The sequence below is a fragment of the Mesorhizobium sp. BH1-1-5 genome, assembly GCF_020165615.1.
Lineage (GTDB): Bacteria > Pseudomonadota > Alphaproteobacteria > Rhizobiales > Rhizobiaceae > Mesorhizobium.
In genome coordinates, this window is sequence record NZ_JAIUIM010000003.1 from 76,534 (window position 1) to 93,090 (window position 16,557).

17 protein-coding genes are annotated in these 16,557 nt (G+C 64.5%); 9 read left to right on the forward strand and 8 right to left on the reverse strand.

Annotation, left to right across the window (positions count from 1 at the left end):
- Position 1 precedes the first annotated feature (1 nt).
- Positions 2-283, forward strand: coding sequence for a hypothetical protein (locus tag LB572_RS04730; RefSeq protein WP_224666905.1), 282 nt, complete (start codon positions 2-4; stop codon positions 281-283).
- A gap of 2 nt (positions 284-285) precedes the next feature.
- Here the strand turns inward: LB572_RS04730 and LB572_RS04735 are convergent, their stop codons facing one another.
- On the reverse strand, positions 286-1,122 hold the full coding sequence (locus LB572_RS04735; protein WP_224666906.1) for an alpha/beta fold hydrolase: 837 nt from the start codon (positions 1,120-1,122) through the stop codon (positions 286-288).
- Positions 1,119-2,057 carry a choline ABC transporter substrate-binding protein gene (gene choX / locus LB572_RS04740; protein WP_224666907.1) on the reverse strand — a complete coding sequence of 313 codons (939 nt, stop codon included), beginning with the start codon at positions 2,055-2,057 and terminating at the stop codon, positions 1,119-1,121. Before choX ends, LB572_RS04735 begins: the two co-directional genes overlap by 4 nt.
- Positions 2,058-2,137: 80 nt before the next feature.
- Between choX and betI the strand changes: the two genes are divergently transcribed.
- Both betI and LB572_RS04750 read left to right on the forward strand, forming a co-directional pair.
- On the forward strand, positions 2,138-2,788 hold the full coding sequence (gene betI / locus LB572_RS04745; protein WP_224666908.1) for a choline-responsive transcriptional repressor BetI: 651 nt from the start codon (positions 2,138-2,140) through the stop codon (positions 2,786-2,788).
- A gap of 84 nt (positions 2,789-2,872) precedes the next feature.
- Positions 2,873-3,649 carry an SDR family NAD(P)-dependent oxidoreductase gene (locus tag LB572_RS04750; protein ID WP_140801141.1) on the forward strand — a complete coding sequence of 259 codons (777 nt, stop codon included), beginning with the start codon at positions 2,873-2,875 and terminating at the stop codon, positions 3,647-3,649.
- On the opposite strand, the gene LB572_RS04755 is transcribed toward LB572_RS04750, so the two are convergent.
- On the reverse strand, positions 3,634-4,605 hold the full coding sequence (locus tag LB572_RS04755) for a LysR family transcriptional regulator (protein WP_140801140.1): 972 nt from the start codon (positions 4,603-4,605) through the stop codon (positions 3,634-3,636). The two genes, LB572_RS04750 and LB572_RS04755, sit on opposite strands and share 16 nt — an antisense overlap.
- 105 nt (positions 4,606-4,710) lie before the next feature.
- Between LB572_RS04755 and LB572_RS04760 the strand changes: the two genes are divergently transcribed.
- The 4 genes from LB572_RS04760 (at position 4,711) to LB572_RS04775 (ending at position 8,055) form a co-directional block, all read left to right on the forward strand.
- Positions 4,711-5,193, forward strand: a complete 483-nt coding sequence (locus LB572_RS04760; RefSeq protein WP_224666909.1) for a cupin domain-containing protein — start codon at positions 4,711-4,713, stop codon at positions 5,191-5,193.
- A gap of 127 nt (positions 5,194-5,320) precedes the next feature.
- Positions 5,321-6,718 carry a class II fumarate hydratase gene (gene fumC, locus LB572_RS04765; protein WP_224666910.1) on the forward strand — a complete coding sequence of 466 codons (1,398 nt, stop codon included), beginning with the start codon at positions 5,321-5,323 and terminating at the stop codon, positions 6,716-6,718.
- Between the two features lie 383 nt (positions 6,719-7,101).
- Complete coding sequence (locus tag LB572_RS04770) at positions 7,102-7,524, forward strand: DoxX family protein (RefSeq protein WP_140801137.1); 423 nt, start codon at positions 7,102-7,104, stop codon at positions 7,522-7,524.
- A 108-nt stretch (positions 7,525-7,632) separates the two neighbouring features.
- Positions 7,633-8,055 (forward strand): DoxX family protein, encoded by a 423-nt coding sequence (locus LB572_RS04775; RefSeq protein WP_140801136.1) that lies wholly within the window; start codon positions 7,633-7,635, stop codon positions 8,053-8,055.
- A gap of 8 nt (positions 8,056-8,063) precedes the next feature.
- Here the strand turns inward: LB572_RS04775 and ppx are convergent, their stop codons facing one another.
- Entirely contained in the window at positions 8,064-9,599 is a 1,536-nt protein-coding gene (ppx, locus tag LB572_RS04780; RefSeq protein WP_224666911.1) for an exopolyphosphatase, read from the reverse strand.
- Positions 9,596-11,791 carry an RNA degradosome polyphosphate kinase gene (locus LB572_RS04785; protein WP_224666912.1) on the reverse strand — a complete coding sequence of 732 codons (2,196 nt, stop codon included), beginning with the start codon at positions 11,789-11,791 and terminating at the stop codon, positions 9,596-9,598. The genes ppx and LB572_RS04785 overlap by 4 nt, the downstream gene beginning before the upstream one ends.
- 247 nt (positions 11,792-12,038) lie before the next feature.
- Here LB572_RS04785 and LB572_RS04790 point away from each other — a divergent pair, with 247 nt between their 5' ends.
- Positions 12,039-12,284: a zinc-finger domain-containing protein gene (locus tag LB572_RS04790; RefSeq protein WP_027169907.1), complete on the forward strand. Its 246-nt coding sequence runs from the start codon at positions 12,039-12,041 to the stop codon at positions 12,282-12,284.
- Positions 12,285-12,300: 16 nt separating this feature from the next.
- On the forward strand, positions 12,301-13,533 hold the full coding sequence (locus LB572_RS04795) for an FAD-dependent monooxygenase (protein WP_224666913.1): 1,233 nt from the start codon (positions 12,301-12,303) through the stop codon (positions 13,531-13,533).
- Positions 13,534-13,631: 98 nt separating this feature from the next.
- On the opposite strand, the gene LB572_RS04800 is transcribed toward LB572_RS04795, so the two are convergent.
- The 3 genes from LB572_RS04800 to LB572_RS04810 all read right to left on the reverse strand — a co-directional run bounded on the left by LB572_RS04800 (position 13,632) and on the right by LB572_RS04810 (position 16,555).
- Positions 13,632-14,300: a TIGR02117 family protein gene (locus LB572_RS04800; protein WP_224666914.1), complete on the reverse strand. Its 669-nt coding sequence runs from the start codon at positions 14,298-14,300 to the stop codon at positions 13,632-13,634.
- 237 nt (positions 14,301-14,537) lie between these two features.
- The gene (locus tag LB572_RS04805) at positions 14,538-15,341 is read right to left on the reverse strand and encodes an amino acid ABC transporter ATP-binding protein (RefSeq protein ID WP_318013992.1); all 804 of its coding nucleotides are present in this window, start codon (positions 15,339-15,341) and stop codon (positions 14,538-14,540) included.
- Positions 15,342-15,397: 56 nt separating this feature from the next.
- Positions 15,398-16,555: an amino acid ABC transporter permease gene (locus tag LB572_RS04810; protein WP_224666915.1), complete on the reverse strand. Its 1,158-nt coding sequence runs from the start codon at positions 16,553-16,555 to the stop codon at positions 15,398-15,400.
- Positions 16,556-16,557: the final 2 nt, after the last annotated feature.

A 16,557-nucleotide genomic window follows, 5' to 3' on the forward strand; every position in this document is an offset into this window, starting at 1 on the left:
TATGGTGCCGCCATCCAACTGGATGTCGCTCATGCCGCAATGGTTCACCGCAACGATCTTCGGCCTTCTGGCACTGGCAGCGGTCTGGGGCATATACAGGTCGCTGTCCTCGGGCGTGGCCTATGACGACATCTATCGTTTCGAGATCGGCAGCAACCCGCTGGGCTTTGCCTTCGCCATCGCCAGCCGGGTCCTGATCGTCGCCTTCGCGATAGCGATGATCCTGCATGCGTTGGGCTTCATCGGCGACCCGATGTCGATGCTGCGCTCTACGTTCGGCTGAGTTCAGCCTTCACCGAAAGTCCGGCCGATGGCCTCGGCGACAAAGGCCGGGTCTTCCCAATGCGGGTTGTGGCCGCAATCCCGCGCCCATACCAGACGCGATCCAGCCAGCGCCCCTGCCATCGTCTGCTGGTGCGCCTCGCCGAAAAGCGGATCGCGCCCGCCGGCGATGATCAGCGTCGGGACCTGCACGGACCGCGCCGCGGCGGTCAGATCCGTGCGGCGGACTTCTTCGAGAATAGCGCGCCAGCGTGCCGCCGGAATTGCGGACGCATCCTTCGCGAGGCCGGCGAGAAAGGCCCGCGGCACGCTTGGCTGACAGGCATGCCACCAGTCATAGAACGGATCGGACGGCGAGATCGGATCACAAAGCGCCGCCACGCCGTCGATCAACTGGTGATCCAATCCGAAATCGGACTTCAGCGTGCTGGCCACGATCACCAGCCCGCGGATCAGTTCCGGATATTGTGCGGCCAGCGCGATCGACGCCATGCCGCCCAGCGAATGCCCGATGACGACCGGCCGGTTTAGGCGCAGGCGTCGGATCAGCCGGGCAATGTCGTCGGCGAAGTCGGCGACGCCGCAGCCCTCGCCCGCCTGCGAGCCGCCATGGCCGCGCAGGTCAGGCATGATCAGCCGGCGCCCGGAAAGATGCGGCGCCAGCAAGGAGAAGCTGCGGCTGGTGTCGGTGAAGCCATGCACGAGAACAAGCGGCGGCTCCGAGCCGGCGATCTCGACATAGGCAAGGTCGAGACCGCCGACATCGACGGTCTGCTTGCGCCCCGCCCAAGCGGCCTGCTCGGCCTCCTGCTCTCTGGGCTCCGATAGCGCCGGCCTCACAGTCCGAGCTTTTCCTTGACCGCGGCAAGGCCGGGCTTGCCGTCGAAGGTGGTGACGCCGGCGAGCCAGGCATCGAGCCGATCCTTGTGCAGGGTGATCGACTTCAGCGCCCCATCCTCCGGCTTCATGCCGTCATTGATGAGGTAGCCCATGCCGACATTTTCCATGTCGATGTCGAAGGCGAGGTTCTTCAGGAACTGCGCGACGTTCGGGCATTCCTGCAGATAGCCCTTGCGCACCTGCGTCGTCACGGTGGCGGCGCCGAAATTCGGACCGAAGAACTTGTCGCCGCCGGTCAGGTACTTGAAGTCGTACATCGTGTTCATCGGATGCGGCGCCCAGCCCTGGAAGACGATGAACTGCTTCTCCTTGATCTCGTAGCCGACCTCCGAAAGCATGCCGGCCTCGCTCGACTCGACCACCTGCCAGCCGTCCAGGCCGTATTGCGGATCGGCAATGGCGTCCATCATCAGCTGGTTGGATCCAGGCTCGATGCCGTACATCTTCTTGCCGAACTTGTCGGCGAACTTATGCAGGTCCGACAGGTCCTTGACGCCCGCGTCCCAGACATAGGTCGGCACGGCGAAAGTGTATTTGGCGCCTACCAGATTGACGCGCACATTCTCGATGGAGCCGTCCTTCTTGTAGGGCTCGTAGTAGGTGACCATGGCCGGGTCCCAGTAACCGAGGAACAGGTCGAGGTCTTTGTTCTTCAAGCCTTCATAGATGACGTTGATGCCCAGCACCTCGCTCTGCGGCTCGTAGCCGAGCGCCTGGAGCAGCACCTTGGCCACGCCGGTGGTGAAAGCGAGATCGTTCCAGCCGGGCTCGGCCATGCGAACCGCTTTACAGCTCTCGGCCTCGGCGGCCCAGGCCGCCTGGGAAGCCAGCATCAGGGCCGCGACACAGACGCCATTCGCAAGCATGCGCAACATTCCGGTTCTCCTCATCGTCAAATTGACCTTTAGGTCGACTTATTGTCCCATTGGTCAATTGTTGATCTGGGCGGACGAAAATGTCAACATGGATTCGCCATGCATGGATCAATCCAGTGAAACTCACGCGCCTCAGCGACATACGCCGCAAGGAGTTGCGGCAGGCGGCCTTCGCCGTTCTGGAGCGCGAAGGCATCGCCGGCGCGACGCTGGAAAAGGTCGCGGCCCAGGCCGGCGCCTCGAAGGGCATCGTGCTGCATTATTTCCGCAACAAGCAGGAGCTGTTCGAGCACGCCATGCGCGAGGCCAACGCCGTGCTCTGCCACGCCGTGGTCGCGCGGCTGCAGCGGGCGCGGACGCCGATGGAACGCCTGGACGCGGTGATCGAGGGCAATTTCGAGGAGCACCTGTTCCTGCCGCCGCTCTGCCATGCCTGGCTGTCGCTCTGCGCCGAGGTGCCGCGCGACGAGAAGCTCGCGCGCATCCAGAGGGTGATCCACGCGCGCATGCGCTCGAACCTTTTGTCCGGCCTGCGCGGCCTTGCTTCGCCGGAACTGGCTGAGGAGATCGTGCTCGGCGTCACCGCGCTGATCGACGGTCTGTGGCTCAGGCTCGGCCTGCAGCCGGGCAGCGTCACGCGCGACCAGGCGGTGCGCCAGGTCAAGGACTTCGTCGCGGGCCGGCTGGCCCTGCGCCAGCCGTCGCCCGTCGGGCTGGCCTCCGCCGGATAAAGTTCATACCGAGCGATAGGCCCCCGGCTTGACCGCCTGAGCCGTGCGGCGCTGCATTGCCGCTCCAATTGCAGGAGCATGGCGATGCGACTTCAAGGCAAGCGGGCGCTGGTCACCGGCGGTTCGGACGGCATCGGCCTGGCGATTGCCGAAGCCTTTGCCCGCGAAGGCGCCGACCTTTTGATCGTCGGACGCGACGCCGCCAAGCTGCAAGCCGCGCGCGAAACGATAGCGGGGCATGCGAAAGGCAGCGCCTCGCTCGAAACGCTCTCGGCCGATCTCGCCACCAGCGCCGGCGTCGATGCGGTTGCCTCCCATGTCGGGCAATCCGGCCGGCCGCTCGACATCCTCGTCAACAACGCGGGCGTCGCCTATCTGGTGCCGTTCGAGACGGTGAGCGCGGAGCAGTTCCAGAATTCCTTCGCGCTCAACGTGACAGCGGCGTTCTTCCTCACCCAGCGGCTGCTGCCGCATCTGAGCGCCGGCGCTTCGGTCATCAACATCTCGTCCTACTTCGCCAACAAGATGATCCCCAAGCGGCCGTCGAGCCTCTATTCGCTGTCGAAAGGCGCGCTGAACTCGCTGACCAAGTCGCTCGCCTTCGAGCTTGGCCCGCGCGGCATCCGCGTCAACGCCATCGCGCCCGGCACCATCGACACCGCCATGCGGCGCAAATCGATCGTCAACCTGCCGGCCGAAGCGCAAGCCGAGCTCAAGGCCTATGTCGAGCACAGCTACCCGCTCGGCCGCATCGGCCGCCCCTCGGATGTTGCGGGCATGGCGGTCCATCTCGCCAGCGACGAGGCCGCCTGGACCAGCGGCGGCATATTCGCGGTGGATGGCGGCTATACCGCCGGGTGAGCGCTCGAGGGGTCGTCCCAGTCCTTGAACCCGAGTTTTCCGACCTCATCGAGTATCTGCTCGCGGATCCAGCAATGCGGTGGCTCATCGTCGCGGCGCGCGTGCCAGTACATCCTCACGGCCGGCGATGGGATCGAGATCGGCGCTCTATAGATACCGAGCGGCAAGGATTTTGCCGCCGCAACCGCGAACTGTGTCGGGACGGCGGCCAGATACGGTCCGCCCGCCACGGCCAGAGCGACGGCCTGGAAATGCGGCAAGGCGAGCGTGACGCGGCGCGTCCGGCCCATTCTGCCCAGCGCATCGTCGGTGAATCCCGACATCGAGCCGTCGATGGAGCGCAATGCGTGCGGCAGCGCGCAGAAGAGTTCGAGCGGCACCTCTTCGCCTTCGACGATGCCCGCCTGGCCGAGCGCGCCATTGTCCTTCGCCGCGATGATGGCGAAAGGTGAGCCGAACAGCGCCACGCTCGAGACCCACTCCGCGACCTCCAGCGGGCGCTCCAGCGCCAGGTCAATGCGATCTTCCTGCAGCAGTTTCGAGACGTCGCCGATGGCGCTGTCGAGGAAGCGGAACGATATACCGGGCGCCACCGCCGCAATGCGGGCAGCAAAGGGCGGCATCAGGAGCATGGAGAAGAAATCGGCGCCCATGAGGGTGAAGGTCCGTTCCAGCCTTGCCGGATCGAAATCGGTCGCCGGCTGAAAAGCACGCTCGATCTCGCGCAGCGCCGCGCGCACCGGCTCGGCCAGGCTTTCGGCCCGGGGGGTCGGCACCATGTCGTTGCCGCGCCGCACGAAGAGCTGGTCGTTCAACGCATGGCGCAGGCGGTTGAGCGCCGCACTCACCGCCGGCTGGCTGAGGCCGATCTGCTCGCCGGCGCGCGTCACGCTCTTCTCGCGCAGAAGCGCGTCGAGCACTCGCACCAGATTGAGGTCGAGCGCGTTCAAATTCATCGCATCAATCCGCCCTATACGATCATTCGATTTCCATCACCGGCTCGTCCTTGCTTAGGTCACCGTCGAAACCGTTTCGTCGGCGCTCAACAAAGGAGAGCAGTGATGACAATGATCAATACGACCGTCGCAGGCAAGGAGCTCCTCTGGTTCAACAACACGCTCGTCGCCATCCAGGTTTCGTCGGCCGACGGCGAGGATGGCATCTGTGTCATCGAACATCGCCAGCCCTACGGCGATTCTGCGCCGCTGCACGTGCACCGCAATGAGGACGAGGTGTTTCATATCCTCGAAGGACGGATACGTTTCGTCGTCGACGGGCGTGAGCGGATTGCCGGCGCCGGCGAAACGGTGCTCGCGCCGAAAGGCCTGCCGCACGCTTACAGGGTCGAGTCTGCCGAAGGCGCGCGCACGCTCACAGTGACGCGCGGTTCGGATTTCGAGACGATGGTGCGCAAGGCCAGCCGCCCGGCGGAGCGAGCCGAGTTGCCGCCGGCGGCGGTGCCGACACCGGAGATGATCGAGATGCTGACGAGGCTGTGCGCCGAGAACGGCATCGACATTGTCGGGCCGCCTATGATTGGCTGATCTCCCCTTGTGGGGGAGATGGCCTTGCCTTCAACCGATTTGCATCTTTCCCGCCCGCAATCTCCGCTTGATGCCGTTTGTGCAACGCGATACGCCCTTGCCCAAATCGACAGACCGGAGATTTCCCGTGAGCGCTGAAAAGACCAGAACCGAAACCGATACGTTCGGCCCCATCGAGGTGGCGGCCGACCGCTATTGGGGCGCGCAGGCGCAGCGTTCGCTGGGCAATTTCAAGATCGGCTGGGAAAAGCAGCCGGCTTCGATCGTGCGCGCGCTGGGGGTCGTCAAGCGGGCGGCGGCCGAGGTCAACATGGAGATGAAGCGGCTCGATCCCGCCGTCGGCAAGGCGATCGTCGACGCCGCGCAGGAAGTCATCGACGGCAAGCTCAACGATCATTTCCCGCTGGTCGTCTGGCAGACGGGCTCCGGCACGCAGTCCAACATGAACGCCAATGAGGTGATCTCCAACCGGGCGATCGAGATGCTCGGCGGCGTGATGGGCTCGAAGAAGCCGGTGCACCCCAACGACCACGTCAATATGAGCCAGTCGTCCAACGACACTTATCCGACGGCCATGCATGTCGCCTGCGCCGAGCGGGTCGTGCACCATCTGATCCCTGCCCTGCATCATCTGCACAAGGCGCTCGACGCCAAGGCGCGTGCCTTCAACCACATCATCAAGATCGGCCGCACCCACACGCAGGACGCCACGCCGCTGACCCTTGGCCAGGAATTTTCCGGCTATGCCGCGCAGGTCGCCTCGTCGATCAAGCGCATCGAGCTCACGCTGCCGGGCCTGCAGGAACTGGCGCAAGGCGGCACCGCCGTCGGCACCGGCCTCAACGCGCCGGTCGGCTTCGCGGAAAAGGTGGCGGACCGCATCGCCTCGATCACCGGCATCGCCTTCGTCACCGCGCCGAACAAGTTCGAGGCGCTCGCCGCGCACGATTCCATGGTCTTTTCGCACGGCGCGATCAACGCGGCGGCTGGGGCCCTCTTCAAGATCGCCAACGACATCCGCCTGCTCGGCTCCGGCCCGCGCTCTGGTCTCGGCGAGCTGTCGCTGCCGGAGAACGAGCCGGGCTCATCGATCATGCCGGGCAAGGTCAACCCGACCCAGTGCGAGGCGCTGACGCAGGTTTGCGTGCAGGTGTTCGGCAACAATGCAGCGCTCACCTTCGCCGGCAGCCAGGGCCATTTCGAGCTCAACGTCTACAACCCGCTGATGGCCTACAACTTCCTGCAGTCGGTACAGCTGCTGGCCGATGCCTCCGTCTCCTTCACCGACAATTGCGTGGTCGGCATCGAGGCGCGTGAGGATAATATCAAGGCGGCGCTCGAGCGCTCGCTGATGCTGGTGACGGCGCTTGCGCCCACCATCGGCTACGACAACGCCGCCAAGATCGCCAAGACCGCGCACAAGAACGGCACCACCTTGCGCGAGGAGGCTCTTGCCACCGGGCTGGTCAGCGAAGCCGATTACGATCAGCTGGTGCGGCCGGCGGACATGACGCATCCGGGGTAGGTCTCGACGCCGGAAGGCCTGCGAGGTCGTCATTCCAGGGCGAAGCTCCGTCGCGGAGACCCTAGAATGCATGCCGTTACTTCGGGCATGAGCACAGCAGGGCAGAATCTGCACCGCGGCAGCTGCTTTGAAGTCACGGAATGGATCCTCGGGTCTGCGCCGCGTCGCTTCGCTCCTTGCTTCGCCCGTGGATGACGAAGCCCCAGGGATTTTGCGGCAGCACAATTTGCTCCTCGTGCCCAGTTCGCCGACATGAATTTCGCGCCGCTCCCAGAACAGTAGGACATAGGTTCTGTGAACAATGTGTCGCCTCATAGGTGGCTTTTGGTGAACAGTCCTCATCGTCTATCTGACGGACCATTCAACCCGTTCGGAGAACCGCCATGTCCATCAACTCTTCCGTCGCCGGCAACGGCGCGGCGTCCAACAGCTCCACCACGATCCTGCTCGGCCGCATCCTGCTTTCCGTCATCTTCCTGCTTTCCGGCTTCGGCAAGCTCACCGCCATTTCCGGCACTGCCGGCTATTTTGGCGCTCTCGGCCTCCCGGCGCCGACCGTCACCGCTATCGTCGTCGGCCTGATCGAGCTGCTTGGCGGCCTTGCCATCCTCGTAGGCTTCCAGACCCGCATCGCCGCCTGGGTGCTCGCGATCTTCACGATCGCCACCGGGCTGGTCGCGCACACCGGCTGGGCCGACCAGATGCAGATGATCCAGTTCCTCAAGAACCTGGCCATCACCGGCGGCTTCATCCTGCTCGCCTCTTCCGGCGCCGGCGCCTATTCGATCGACGCCAAGCGCGCCTGATCTTTGCCCCCCAAGATCCCAACTTATGGGGCGGGTATTTTTCCGCGCCGCTTTTTCGTTTTCCAATGCAGGCGTAAACTGCATCGGCTGACGGCAAGGGAGGTGGCCATGTTTCGCAACGCGTTGCTTCTGGTCTCGCGGCTCCTTCTTGCCGCGCTCTTCGTGCCGTCGGGCTTCCAGGCGCTCACCAACATCGGCGGCACGATCAACTATTTCACCGGTCTCGGCGTGCCGCTGCCGACTTTGGCGGCCTGGGGCACCGGCCTGTTCGAGCTGATTGCCGGGCTTCTGATCCTTGTCGGTTTCCAGACGCGGGTCGTGGCGCTTCTGCTTGCGGCTTTCTGTGTGGTTGCAGGTTTCATCGGCCATTACGGCCAGGGCGGCGAGGATGCGAGCCTCGCCTTCCTGCACCAGCAGATGCTGATGAAGGATATCGCCATTGCCGGCGGTTTCCTTGCGCTCGCCATGGCCGGCGCCGGCGCATGGTCAGCCGACGGGCGCGGCTTCGGCATCGGTGCCGAAGTGACTTAAGCCCGACCCTATTTCACCGAAACGCTCGGGCCCCCTTCGACCGCCAGCACGAGGCGGCGGTTGGTGATGCGCGCGAGCTGTGCCAGGCGGCCAGCCGGGCGCTCTCCGTAAAGATCGGCGAGCGAGGCCGGCAGCACCAGCGCCAGCGCGCCGTTGCCGCGGCTTTCCCATTTGAGCCCAGGCATCACGCCGGGCATTGCCGCGGTCAGCAGGTAGACCACGCGCATCATCGCCGCCAGCGTGCGGGCCCGCTCGAGCAGCCTGGGCGGTGCCAGCGCCTTGATCTCGGGCGCGATGCCGTCGTTGAAGATGCCGTCATGGCGATAGGCGTTGGCCAAGGCCAGATAGGCGCGGCCAGGATGGTCGACGCCGATGAAGGAGGCATGCGCGATGATGTTGAGCGACTGCCTGCCGCGATATTCGGGATGCGCGCGCCAACCGATATCGGCGAGCAGGCAGGCGGCATGGCGGTAGCGCGCCTCGTCTTCCGTCTCGTCGATGCCAAAGGCCTTGAACGCCTTGCCGGTCCATTCGACCAGGTCATGCGCGTGGTGCACCGAGCGCGAACGCAAGAGCGCCAGTTCCTCGGCCGCCGAGATCAGCGGATCGGATTTCTGCTCGTCGGCGTCGAGCAGCGAATAGAGGAAGCCTTCGCGCACGCCCTGCGCCGAGACGACGATCTTCGAGGGCTGCATTGCCGTCATGATCTCCTGCAGCACGACGGCGCCGTAGGGCAGCAGCGAGCGGCGGTTCTTGGAGACGCCCTCGATGCCCCTCACCTTCTCGACCTCGCCCTTGGCCACCTGCTTCAGGAAAGCCTGCGCGCTGTCGGCTGAAATCTCATAGTGATGCATGACGCCGAGCGGGTAGTTGGTCATCTCCATATGCAGCCTGGCGAGGTTTCGCCAGGTGCCGCCGACAGCATAGAAGACCCTGCCCTGTCCGCTTTTGAGCAGCTTTGCCCGCGCCAGCTCCTGGCGCGCGATCTTCTGCGCCTGGACAAGCGAGTTCCTGGCCATGTCCTGCAGGCGCAAGCCGCCGAGCGGCAGCGTGATGCCATCGCCGATCGCTTCGCGATTGATGTCGATCAGCTCCAGGCTGCCGCCGCCTAGGTCGCCTGCGATGCCGTTGGCCGGATGGAAGCCGGATATGACGCCGAGCGCCGAATAATAGGCTTCCTGACGACCGGTGAGCACGCGGATCTCGGTCTTCAGAACGTCCTCGGCGCGATGGATGAAATCAGGACCGTTGCCTGCCTCGCGCGCGGCGGCGGTGGCCAGCACATACATGTGCTCGGCGCCCGCCTGGTCGGACAGCGCGCGGAACCGGCGGAATTCCTCCATCGAGCGCGTCACCGCCTCGGGGTCGAGCCTGCCCGTCGAAACGATGCCGCGGCCGAGGCCAGCCAGCATCTTTTCGTTGAACAGCAGCGTGGGCGAGCGCGCCAGCCCCTCATAGACGACAAGGCGGATCGAGTTCGATCCGATGTCGATGATCGACAGCGGCCGCCGGTCCTGAAGCCGGCCCTGGGAAACTGCGATCACGCGGCGCCGTTCTTCTTGCGGCGCTTGAACTGGGCGATGCGCTTGGGCGCATGCGACTTCAGCGCGTCACCCCGTCCGGAGAGGCTCGGATTGGTCATGAAATATTCCTGCGCGTTGAACGGCTCTTCGCCCTCCTCCAGCACAACGCGCCGGGAGGTCCCGTCAGCCAATACGTCGAAACTTTGCTGGTTGTCCATGATGTTGCCCAGCATGATCTGGCCAAGCACCTGTTCATGCACAGTTGGATTGGTGATGGGCACCAGGGTCTCGACGCGGCGGTCGAGATTGCGCGGCATCATGTCGGCCGACGAGATGTAGACGATCGCCTCGTCCGACGGCAGGCCGTGGCCGTTGCCGAAGCAGAAGATGCGGCTGTGCTCGAGGAAACGGCCGACGATCGATTTCACCCTTATGTTCTCGGAGAGGCCCGGCACCTGCGGCCTGAGGCAGCAGATGCCGCGCACGACGAGGTCGATCTCGACGCCGGCGCGGCTGGCGTCATAAAGCGCGTCGATGATGGTCGGATCGACCAGCGCGTTCATCTTCATCCAGATGCGGGCCGGCCGGCCCTCGCGGGCATGGACGATCTCCTCCGAGATATGCTTCAGGATGCGATTGCGCAGCGTGAAGGGCGACACCGCAAGGCGCATTTCCTCGGCCGGCTCGGCATAGCCGGTGATGAAGTTGAAGACCTGCGCGACATCGCGCGCGATGGTCGGATCGGTGGTGAAGAAGGACAGGTCGGTGTAGATGCGCGCGGTGACCGGATGGTAATTGCCGGTGCCGAGATGCACGTAATTGCGCAGCTTGCCGTCCTCGCGGCGCACCACCAGCGACATCTTGGCGTGGGTCTTGAGCTCCAGGAAGCCGAACACGACCTGGACGCCGGCGCGTTCGAGGTCGCGCGCCCAGCGGATGTTGGCCTCCTCGTCGAACCGCGCCTTGAGCTCGACAAGCGCCGTCACCGACTTGCCGGCCTCGGCGGCATCGATCAGCGCGCGCACGATCGGGCTGTCGTTGGAGGTGCGGTAGAGCGTCTGCTTGATCGCCACCACTTCGGAATCGGCCGCGGCCTGGCGCAGGAACTGCACCACCACGTCGAAGGATTCGTAAGGGTGGTGGACGACGATGTCCTTCTCGCGGATGGCGGCCAGGCAATCGCCGCCATGCTCGCGGATGCGCTCGGGGAAGCGCGGATTGTAGGGCGTGAATTTCAGGTCGTCGCGCGGAATGGCGACGATCTCGGAGATCTGGTTGAGCGCCAGCGGGCCGGTGAGCACGCTGATGCGGCTCGACGAGACGCCGAGCTCGCCGGCGACGAAATCGCGCAATTCGGCAGGCATCAGCGTGTCGAATTCGATGCGGATCACCGAACCGCGGCGCCGCCGCTTCAGCGCCGTCTCGAACAGGCGCACCAGGTCTTCGGACTCTTCCTCGACCTCGATATCGCTGTCGCGGATGATGCGGAACGTGCCCGAGCCCTTGACCTCGTAGCCGGGGAAGAGCTTGCCGATATAGATGCCGACTGCTTCCTCCAGCGGGATGAAGCGGACATGGTGCTTGCGGTCGGGCAAGCGGATGAAACGCTTGAGCGCCACCGGCAGGCGCAAGAGCGCGCTCATCGCCTCGCCATTCTTGCGATGGCGCAGCTGCAGCGCGATCGAGAAGCCGAGATTGGGGATGAACGGGAACGGATGCGCCGGGTCGATCGACAGCGGCGTCAGCACCGGGAAGACCTGCTCCTGGAAATGGTCTTCAAGCCAGGCCTTCTCGTCCTTGGTGAGCGCATCGCGGGTGATGCTTTCGATGCCCTCCTTGTTGAGCAGGGTCATCAGCGTCGACAGGCTCTTCTGCTGGTCCTCCTGCAGGCGTTCGACCTCGCGCAGCAGCTGCTCGAGCTGCTGCTCGGGGGTGCGGCCGTCCGGGCTTTTCAGGGCGATGCCCTCGCGCACCTGGCCGGCGAGGCCGGCGACGCGGACCATGAAGAATTCATCGAGATTGGCGGCCGAGATCGACAGGAAGCGGACGCGTTCGAGCAGCGGATGATGCTCGTTCAGCGATTCCTCCAGCACGCGGCGGTTGAATTGCAGCCAGGAGAACTCGCGATTGACGAAACGGTCGGGATTGCCGCCGTCCGGGCTGGCCGCCTCGACGGTGATGAACTCGCTCAGTACAGGCTTCAGTTCGTTCATGGTTTCCCGCTCTGCCCGCAACTTTCTGGGAGCGCCGCATATTGCCGTTCAGCGACGCTCTAACATTTGTTTGTGACGCATGATCGTCACGGAATCGCTCCGCGCCCAGCCGCATGCGCTTAACCGGCTCAACTTATCCTCTGCCAGGCTTTTGCGACAGTTTGATTTCATCGATCTTGCAAACTGGCCTGTTATGCTCCAGATGCAGGCTAGTCACACCACTGGCCAAACCCAATTGGAGACGACGATGGCAGGCGGCAGCATCCCCCATTTCCAGAACGACGCGGGCCATCCGGTCATCGAGATCGGCGTCAAGGAATTCATGTGCACCGGCGCCAACCCGCCTTTCGACCACCCGCATGTGTTCCTCGATATGGGCGACGACAATGAAAAGGTCTGTCCCTACTGCTCGACGCTCTACCGCTATTCGCCGTCGCTGAAGGCGACGGAAACGCAGCCGGCCGGCTGCCTCTATGTCGATCAGGCCGCCTGACCCTTTTTTCCCAACCATGGCTGAAACACGGTCCCGGCAAATCGTTATCGCCGGGGCTGGCATCGCCGGACTGACGGCGGCGATCGCTTTCTCGACGCGTGGCTTCCCGGTAACGCTGTTGGAGCAGGCCAAGCAGCTCGAAGCGGCCGGCGCCGGGCTCCAGCTTTCCCCCAATGCGACCCGTATCCTGCGCCGGCTCGGCGTGCTCGATCGCCTGCTGGCCGACGCGATCCGGCCGGAAGCGGTGGTGCTGAAGGACGCAAGAAGCCTGCGTGAGCTGGCGCGCGTGCCGCTTGGGGAGGCTGGTGAAAGCCGTTGGGGCGCGCCCTATCTGGTGGCGCACCGCGCCGACCTGCAGGCGGCCCTGATGGCCGCGGCGGCAAACCGGCCAGATGTGGAGCTCGTTACCGGGGCGCGGGTGACCGGCATCGCCGCCGACCCGCAAAGCGTAACCGCGACTGTCGAGATCGAGGGCGAAACGACGCATGTCACGGGCGGCCTGGTGGTCGGAGCGGACGGCGTGTGGTCCTCGGTCCGCGCCGAGCTTGCCCGGACGGCCGGCTTTGCGGCAAGCCGCTTTTCGGGCGAACTCGCCTGGCGCGCGACGATCCCGGCGGAAAGCGCCGCCGGCCAGGTCTTTATGCAAATCGGCGCTGCCGACTGCGTCACCACCTTCCTGCATCCCGGCTTCCATATGGTCGCCTATCCGGTGAGCAAGGGCAGCGCCTTCAACCTTGCCGCCTTCACCAAGGGCGAGCGCATCGCCGAAGACTGGTCCGGCCATGCCGACCCCGCCATCCTCTCAGGGGCCGTGCGCGGCACGGCGGCAACATTGTCGAGGCTGGTGGCGCTCGCCGGCCCCTGGACGGCTTTCCCCATCCACACGGTCGAGCAGCGCCGCTGGACGATGCCGGAAGGCATCGCGCTGATCGGCGACGCCGCGCATGCCATGACACCCTTCGCCGCGCAGGGCGCGGCCATGGGGATCGAGGACGCCGCGATGCTTGCCGATCTGGTCGCCGATTTTCCTGGCGATCCCAGGCAGAGCCTGACCATCTGGGAGAATCTCAGGCGGCCGCGCGTCGAACGAGTGCTGAAACGCGGTGCGCTGAACCGTTTGGCCTGGCACGCCTGGGGACCGGTGGCGATCGCCCGCAACCTGGTGCTCGCAGCTCGGCCGGCGGAGAAGCTCGCGGCGGATCTGGACTGGCTCTACGGGTGGGAGGAGCAGAAGGTCGTGCGGCGGTAGCGCGTCTGGTGGCCGGATAGGCCGGCGGGACAGCACCCCCCTCTTTCCTGCAGGCCAGAGAGGGGTGTGACGGAACTCGGCGCTCGCCTAGACGAGCGCTAATCATACAACCCCATCGACCACCACAGCGAAACCGGCAGCGGGTTCCACCATCCCGTGCGAAGGCCGGCAACGCGCAGCCCAGCTGCCGTCCAGGTGTTGCAGCCGACCAGCGCGTTGAAATGGCCGTTGGCTTCGTAGAAACGGTCATAGGTTGAATAGCCCGCATCCTCGATGACCACAGGCCCGGCGGGCCCCTGCTGGAAGCTCTCCGCGATATAGTCGAGCAGCGCTGCAAAATGCGCCTCGTCGATGTCGAAATCGGCGACATCGGGATGTGGCTCCTTGATCGCTCCCGCGATATCGACATGCATCACAGAGGCATCGAGCGTCAGCGCTTTCACCACCGGCGCGGCCTTCAGTTGCGACCAGGTCGGCGTCTCCAGATAGAAGGCGCGGCCACCCCAGCCGAAAACGATATAGCGCGCCTCCGGCGCTTCGATCGGCAGATCGGCATCCGCGAGGAAGGCAAATCGCCGGCGCACGCCGTCGTCGAGGGGCACGGCGATGTCGGTGTGGATCGGGTTCCTCAGCACCAATATGTGCCGCGTCCCCTCGCCTTCGGCCATGGTCGCAGGCCAGAGAGGGCGCGGCACCAGCGTGCCGAGCGCGACGGCGAGCAGCACCGCTCCTACGAGCATTGCCAGATATCGCAGGAATTTTCGCATCAGGCGCGATAAGTCGGCCGCATTTGCCGCAGCTTTCGAGATTGGCTGAAGCCGTTCGTGACTTCGTCATCCTCGGCTTCAGCCGAGGATCCACGCCCCCACCCCTGCCGCAAGCGCAACGGTGTGGAATTCTGAACCGCGGCAACGCCTCGATGTCACGGCATGGATTCCAGGGTCTGCGCCGCGGCGCTTCGCTCCTTGCTCCGCCCTAGAACGACGAAGCGGAGGCGCGCCGCCTCAGTGCAGGATCTGGCTGAGGAACAGCTTCGTGCGCTCATGGCGCGGATGGTCGAAGAACTCGGCCGGCGTGTTCTGCTCGACGATCTGGCCCTGATCCATGAAGATCACGCGGTTGGCGACCTTGCGGGCAAAGCCCATCTCGTGGGTGACGCACAGCATGGTCATGCCCTCTTCCGCCAGCCCCACCATCGTCTCCAGCACCTCCTTGATCATCTCCGGATCGAGCGCCGAGGTCGGCTCGTCGAACAGCATAATGCGCGGGTTCATGCAGAGCGAGCGGGCGATCGCCACGCGCTGCTGCTGGCCGCCGGAGAGCTGTCCAGGATATTTGTTGGCCTGTTCCGGGATCTTGACGCGCTTGAGGAAATGCATGGCGATTTCCTCGGCCTGCTTCTTCGGCATCTTGCGCACCCAGATCGGCGCCAGCGTGCAGTTCTCCAGGATGGTGAGATGCGGGAACAGGTTGAAGTGCTGGAACACCATGCCGACCTCGCGGCGCACCTCGTCGATCTTCTTCAGATCGTTGGTGAGCTCCTTTCCATCGACGATGATCTTGCCCTTCTGGTGTTCCTCCAGCCGGTTGATGCAGCGGATCATGGTCGACTTGCCGGAGCCGGACGGACCGCAAATGACGATGCGCTCGCCGCGCATCACCTTGAGGTTGATGTCCTTCAGCACGTGAAACTCGCCATACCATTTGTGCATGCCGACGATGTCGATGGCGACATCGGTGGTCGAGACATGCATCTTTCCGGCATTGACCTTGAGGTCTTCCGCGCTGACGGCGTTTTCTGATGACATGACCAATTTCCCCTTTTTTATCTTTTGACTAGATGCGCACCGTCACGCGACATGCATCAGCGTTTGTAACCGGTGTCGAGCCGGCGTTCAGTATACATCGAATAGCGCGACATGCCGAAGCAGAACAGCCAGAACACGAAAGCGGCAAAGATCAGGCCCGACTTGGGGGTCTGCGGCGTCGCCCAGTTCGGATCAGCGAAATTCTGCTTCACCACGCCGAGCAGGTCGAACATCGAGATGATCAGCACCAGACTGGTGTCCTTGAACATGCCGATGAAGGTGTTGACGATGCCGGGGATGACCAGCTTCAACGCCTGCGGCAGCACGATCAGGCTCATCTTCTGCCAATAGCCGAGGCCGAGCGAATCGGCGCCCTCATACTGGCCCTTCGGGATCGCCTGCAGGCCGCCGCGGATCACCTCGGCCATATAGGCGGCGGCAAACAGCGAGACGCCGATCAGCGCCCGCAGATACTTGTCGAACGTGACACCCTCGGGAAGGAACAACGGCAGCATGACGCTGGCGAAGAACAGCACCGTGATCAACGGAATGCCGCGCACCATCTCGATGAAGACGATGCACAGCCACTTGACGATCGGCATCTTCGAACGGCGCCCGAGCGCCAGCACGATGCCCATCGGCAGAGACACCGCGATGCCGACGAAGGAGAGGCTGAGCGTGATGAGAAGTCCGCCCCAACGCGCGGTCTCGACATGCTCCAGGCCGAAGGCACCGCCGACCAGCAGGAAGAAGGCGACGATCGGCAGCGCCACGAACAGCAGGATGGCGTTCAACCCCTTGCGCGGCACGCGCGGGATCAGCATCGGCACCAGCAGCGCCACGAACAGGATGGCGACCAGAATCGGCCGCCAGCGCTCCTCGATCGGATAGGTGCCGAACATGAACTGGCCGAACTTGGCGTTGACGAAGGCCCAGCAGGCGCCGGTCCAGCCGTCGGGCTGGATGCCGCCCTGCGCGGCCGTGGCGCAGACCGAGCGGTCCGGCCCGGTCCACTGCGCGTTGATGAAGGCCCAGTTGACGACCTGCGGCACGATCCACAGCACAATGGCGATACCGAGGACGGTGAGGACGGCGTCGCCAACCGAACCGATCAGGTTCTTGCGCACCCATGCGATGGCGCCGCGCTCACCGGCAGGCGCCGGCTGCGCCAGCGTCATCTCGGTGCGCACCCAGGACATATCGTGTTCCTGCATGG